At 50.0% G+C, this 5,531-nt stretch carries 4 protein-coding genes, 3 tRNA genes and 1 pseudogene; 6 read left to right on the top strand and 2 right to left on the bottom strand.

Translation table 11 applies throughout. From position 1 onward, the window contains the following. Positions 1–185: nucleoside transporter C-terminal domain-containing protein (locus WCC56_RS11265; RefSeq protein ID WP_424692456.1), on the top strand; the 185-nt coding region annotated here is incomplete at its 5' end. Between the two features lie 50 nt (positions 186–235). Beyond that, a pseudogene (locus tag WCC56_RS11260) lies at positions 236–844 on the top strand (rhodanese-like domain-containing protein); the annotation flags it as partial. A gap of 985 nt (positions 845–1,829) precedes the next feature. Here WCC56_RS11260 and WCC56_RS11255 read toward each other — a convergent pair. After that, positions 1,830–1,905, bottom strand: a tRNA-Ala gene (locus WCC56_RS11255). A 430-nt stretch (positions 1,906–2,335) separates the two neighbouring features. On the opposite strand from WCC56_RS11255, the gene WCC56_RS11250 reads away from it, so the two are divergent. Continuing rightward, the gene (locus tag WCC56_RS11250) at positions 2,336–3,118 is read left to right on the top strand and encodes a formate/nitrite transporter family protein (RefSeq protein ID WP_424692455.1); all 783 of its coding nucleotides are present in this window, start codon (positions 2,336–2,338) and stop codon (positions 3,116–3,118) included. A gap of 155 nt (positions 3,119–3,273) precedes the next feature. Continuing rightward, positions 3,274–3,633, top strand: coding sequence for a YfeC-like transcriptional regulator (locus WCC56_RS11245; protein WP_424692454.1), 360 nt, complete (start codon positions 3,274–3,276; stop codon positions 3,631–3,633). A gap of 48 nt (positions 3,634–3,681) precedes the next feature. Here WCC56_RS11245 and gltX read toward each other — a convergent pair whose 3' ends face one another. Next, on the bottom strand, positions 3,682–5,097 hold the full coding sequence (gene gltX, locus WCC56_RS11240; RefSeq protein ID WP_424692453.1) for a glutamate--tRNA ligase: 1,416 nt from the start codon (positions 5,095–5,097) through the stop codon (positions 3,682–3,684). A 274-nt stretch (positions 5,098–5,371) separates the two neighbouring features. Between gltX and WCC56_RS11235 the strand changes: the two genes are divergently transcribed. Together WCC56_RS11235 and WCC56_RS11230 are read left to right on the top strand one after the other, a co-directional pair. Then, positions 5,372–5,447: transfer RNA gene (locus tag WCC56_RS11235), tRNA-Val, on the top strand. 4 nt (positions 5,448–5,451) lie between these two features. After that, positions 5,452–5,527 (top strand) — tRNA-Lys (locus tag WCC56_RS11230). Positions 5,528–5,531: the final 4 nt, after the last annotated feature.

The raw sequence follows: 5,531 nt of genomic DNA, 5'->3' as shown, positions 1-5,531 counted from the left end.
TCCTCTCCGTGTTCCTGGTCTCCTTTGCTAACTTCTCGTCTATCGGGATTGTGGCTGGAGCGATTAAAGGCCTGCACGAAGAGCAAGGTAACGTGGTTTCCCGCTTCGGCCTGAAACTGCTGTACGGTTCAACGTTGGTGAGCGTACTGTCTGCTTCCATCGCAGGATTAGTGCTGGCCTGGTAACAAGCCGGAACGACGAAAAGGCGAACCTGTAATGGGTTCGCCTTTTTTTTTTGCGTGCCAATATGACAGCCTTATGGCTGGCGCAACTGGGCTGGAATGTTTCCGTGCTTGATGGGCTGACTCAACAAGATTTTAGCGACCAAGGCAGTTGGGTGGCGAAAGTCCCTTCACTGCCACAGCAGGAAGAGATTTCTCCAGCAGAACTGGCAGACTGGCTGAACAGCGCCGTAACGCAGGTGCTGGACTTCACCGCCAGCGCTAACTATGTTGCCAGCCATATTCCGGGCGCTGCCTGGCTGCAGCGCAGTCTGCTGACAGAAAAAGGCCACACGGCACTGCCAGCAGCAGAACGTTATGTAGTGACCTGTGGCAGCAGTCTACTGGCGCGCTATGCCGTAGCTGAGTTAGAGCAGCTCAGTGGCAAACCTGTCAGCGTGCTTAAGAGCGGCAATGCAGCGTGAAAAGCGGCAGGGTTGCCAGTGGCGCAAGGTGAAGAGGTGTTATTACAGCCGGGAACCGATCGCTAGCGTCGCCCTTATGAGGGCACGGATAATTCTGCCGAAGCGATGCAGGCGTATTTAGACTGGGAGTTTGGATTGATTGCGCAGTTGGAACGCGATGGAACCCACGGATTTAAAGTGCTTGAGCGTCAAAAGTAACCGTAAACGTCGCTTTTTTAGCGTAAATTTTCACATTAATAATACATTACTTTAAAATTAAAATAACTAATAAGACAAAATAACGCCACCAGTAATAACTGGCGTTATTCTGTCGACTTTTTTGTGGTTTAGTTCACATCTTTGAAACCCTCATTATCATACATTATGAAAAAGGAGTTTTGATGATGTTCACAGGACGAACGCTATCCCTCTCATCATTATTATCATTCTCATCCCTTTGCTCTATCGAACAATTAATAACGGCGTTTCTAAAATTTTCGCGTTCTAGATGGGGCTTAATGATTTTATCGCGCAAGCGATGCCGGGGGATATTATATAAATAAGTTCTTGCGGGAGAGAATTCAGCGAGTTTTTTCGAAGACGTAGGGCTACCTTGCTTTGCAACAGCTGCCAACAGGCTCTATACGGCCTGCGGTTTATGGGAAAAAACCAGAAAGCATAAACGTGCATTGCTGTGCAGGCCAGGAGGTCATTTTAATTTTTCAAGCTGATATTTTACCTACAATTCAGTTTAACGAGGAGGTGATTACAATAAAAATTCGAAAATGCAAATAACAATCTAACTAAAAACAAGGAAAGTGTAGATGAGAGAATTAAACGAGAATGAGTTAAGTAACCTGTCTGGCGGTAGAGGCCATAATGGTTTTAAATTAGTACAAAGTTTTATTAACTTTTTTTTCAATATAGGCTTTTCACAGGGATGTTTTAAACCTACCCCACCTCCCTGTGTTTTACCTCCAACCTGTACTTTTCCTTCAGGCGATCCCCAGCCCGGCTTCAGGCTATGGCGTGAATAAGCACTAAGGCTTATTGATTGATCGTTGCAAGGTTAAGTCGCTGCTTAATTAAATAGCGAATAGCACACTGACATAGCCGCTTTTTAGCACAAAAGGTGGCTATCATTTTATGTCTGTGGATGATTTTTACTGTAAAGAGAGGAAACAACGAGCAGAAAGGAATTGATTGGTGGAGATAAGCGGGATCGAACCGCTGACCTCTTGCATGCCATGCAAGCGCTCTCCCAGCTGAGCTATACCCCCAAGCCGGATAACCTCGTCAGACAACCTGAGTCGTCTCAACGGCGGGGATGATATGAAACGGGGGTGATGGTGTCAACGGCAAATTGCCAAACTGTGGTTGATCGCTGAAAAAGCCGCCAACCGCACTGAATAACCTCTTGTTGAGGCGGCATTTAGACAGAGGGAATCGCCTTTATCAGCCCCGTTACGGCCAGAAAATAGGGCAGAGAGCGCAATTTCACTGCGATATTTCTGCCTTCACCCTTTCTGCAGGTCAATCATGTAAACAGCGAGTTAATTAGCGGTCTAATTGATCTTGTTTTTGTTAATTTCTCGTGCAAAACTGCCCGCGCTTTCGAAGGCCGGAGCCCTCTCAGCGCTGGATGCGCGCGTTTTCTCACGCGACGGAACCGGCCATTTCTTCCTTAACTACACCAGAATCAGAGTTCTTATGTCCTTGCATTCACCTAAAGAAATCGCAGCGGTTGCTATTCAATCCGGCGTGGCGAAAAGCCATTCGTCTGTTTCCACTTTACTGATCCTCGGCTTTTTGGCCGGTGCCTTTATTGCACTGGGCTTCCTGCTGGATATCCATGTGATCAACTCATTGCCCGCTGACTGGGGCTCATTCGGTGGCCTGCTTGGTGCCGCCGTGTTCCCTGTAGGCATTATATTGACTGTGCTGGCCGGTGGCGAACTGCTGACCGGTAACATGATGACCATGCCAATCGCCTGGTTCGCCCGTCAGATTAGTGCTTACAGCGTTTTGCGTAACTGGTTCTGGGTCACTCTCGCTAACTTTATTGGCAGCATCGCTGTTGCCTGGTTCTTTGGTCACCTGCTGGGCATGACCGAAGGCGATTACCTTAAAAAGACCGTCGCCATTGCTACCGCTAAAGTGAACGCGGATTTCACCCACTCCTTTATTTCTGGTGTTGGCTGTAACTGGCTGGTGTGTCTGGCCACCTGGCTGGCTTTTGCCAGTAAAGATGTCGTCGGCAAAATATTTGGTATGTGGTTCCCGGTAATGGCCTTTGTGGCTATCGGCTTCCAGCACGTGGTGGCGAATATGTTCATTATTCCTGCCGCCATATTTGCCGGTCAGTTAAATTGGGTGGATTACCTGCCTAACTTTGCTGCCGTATTCCTTGGTAATACCGTTGGCGGCGCAGTGTTCGTGGGTCTGGCTTATTATATGGCCTACCGCCCACAGCCGGAGTCCGCTAAGGCCTGAGGTTAATGCCCTCTTCCCTCTGCCTTCAGGCAGAGGGAGTTTCCTCTGTTTCAATTCCCCGTTGGCCCCCTTCCCAGCGTTTGCTGTTAGTTGTCCAAGCAACGAAATCCTGTAATATGTTCGTGTTATCTAACGTCGCAAACAGGAATTGCACTATGAAAAAGGAATGGTTAACACCAGAAGAGCTGGCCAGAGAAACTGGTTTCAGTCGTCAGACAATCAATAAATGGGTCAAAAAAGAACAATGGGCGACCAAGCCGAAGCCCGGAGTACAGGGAGGCAAAGCGCGGATGATCCATATTGATGAACGTGTCAGATCCTACTTAAAATCCACGCGCCATGCGTCGGAACCCTCTGCTACTTACCGTGTCGCCCCCAACTCCCTTTCCTCTCTACTGATGACCTCATTGCAGCAAATGAACGCCATTGAACAGGAAAAGCTTTACGCGTTGCTGTTACGTGAAGGTGTGCAAGGCTTACTTAGCCGCCTGGATATCAGCGACCGTGAGGCATAAAAAAACCGGCCAGTTGGCCGGTTTTTTATTTGCAGACTTCTGCTGAGATTACTGCTGAGCTTCACGCTCTGCAATAAAGCCTAAAGCCTGGTTAATACGCGCTACAGAGCGGGTTTTGCCGATGGCATGAACAGTGACGTCCAGCGCAGGAGACTGACCAGCGCCAGTCACCGCCACACGCAGTGGCATACCGACTTTACCCATCCCCACTTCCAGCTCATCTGCCGTCGCCTGAATCGCTTGATGCACATTTTCAGCTGTCCAGTCGGTCAGTGCGGCAAGTTTGTCGCGAACGACTTCCAGAGGCTGGCGGGCGACCGGGCGAAGGTGTTTTTTCGCCGCGTCAGCGTCAAACTCAGCAAAGTCTTCATAGAAGTAGCGGCATGAAGCAGCCATCTCTTTCAGCGTTTTGCAGCGTTCACCCAGCAGTTTGACCAGCTGAGCAAGCTCAGGGCCGGTACGGGTATCAATATTTTCCTGCTCAATATGCCACTGCAGGTGCGTAGCCACGTATTCAGGCGCCAGCGTATTGATGTAATGGTGGTTCAGCCACTGCAGCTTCTCGGTATTGAAAGCGCTGGCAGATTTGCTTACCGCTTCCAGATCGAACAGCTCTTTCATCTCAGCAAGGGTAAAGATTTCCTGATCGCCATGCGACCACCCCAGACGCACCAGGTAGTTCAGCAACGCTTCTGGCAGGTAGCCATCATCGCGGTACTGCATCACGCCAACGGCACCGTGACGTTTAGACAGTTTTTTGCCGTCATCACCCAGGATCATGGAGACGTGCGCATACACTGGCACCTGCGCGCCAATCGCTTTCAGGATGTTGATCTGACGAGGGGTGTTGTTGATATGGTCTTCGCCACGGATCACATGGGTGATTTCCATGTCCCAGTCATCAATCACTACGCAGAAGTTATACGTTGGTGCACCGTCCGTACGACGGATGATCAGATCGTCCAGCTCCTGATTGCTGAACTCGATTGGGCCACGGATCTGGTCGTCAAAGATGACCGATCCTTCCTGCGGGTTACGGAAGCGAACGACGCAAGGCTCGTCATCCGCATGATGTTCATGGCTGTCGCGGCAGTGGCCGTCATAACGTGGCTTTTCATGATTAGCCATCTGCGTTTCGCGCAGTTCGTCCAGACGCTCTCTTGAGCAATAGCATTTATAGGCTGTTCCGGCATCGACCATCTGATCAATCACCGCGTTGTAGCGGTCGAAACGTTTGGTCTGGTAATACGGGCCCTCGTCCCAGTCGAGGTTCAGCCAGTTCATGCCATCCATAATCGCGTCGATAGCCTGCTGGGTGGAGCGTTCCAGATCGGTATCTTCTATACGCAGCACAAACTCACCGTCCTGGTGACGGGCAAACAACCAGGAGTAAAGCGCGGTACGAGCGCCGCCAACGTGCAGGTAGCCGGTTGGGCTTGGTGCGAAGCGGGTTTTGATTTTCATTAACAGCTGCCTTATTACGCTATCAGAGTCGGCCATTGCCGGAGGAGGTCTGATAAAGACCAACACAAAGTGGGCAACATTCTACCATCTGAAAGGGAATCCTCAACGGCATTCCCCTTGTTGTTGGGGGCCTTTGCCGGAAAAGCCAGCAGCAGACCCCATTTTTTGGATAAAACCCCAACATCTTGATTAAATTTAAGACGAACGAACATTTTCGTTTTAAAAACCGTTGACTCATTTGCGGCGATCCCTATAATGCGACTCCACACAGCGGGGGTGATTAGCTCAGTTGGTAGAGCATCTCCTTTACACGGAGGGGGTCGGCGGTTCGAGCCCGTCATCACCCACCACTTCGGGTCGTTAGCTCAGTTGGTAGAGCAGTTGACTTTTAATCAATTGGTCGCAGGTTCGAATCCTGCACGACCCACCAATGT

The organism is Erwinia sp. (genome assembly GCF_049696395.1).
Classification (GTDB): Bacteria; Pseudomonadota; Gammaproteobacteria; order Enterobacterales; family Enterobacteriaceae; genus Erwinia.
This window is presented reverse-complemented; position numbering and strand designations above follow the sequence as displayed.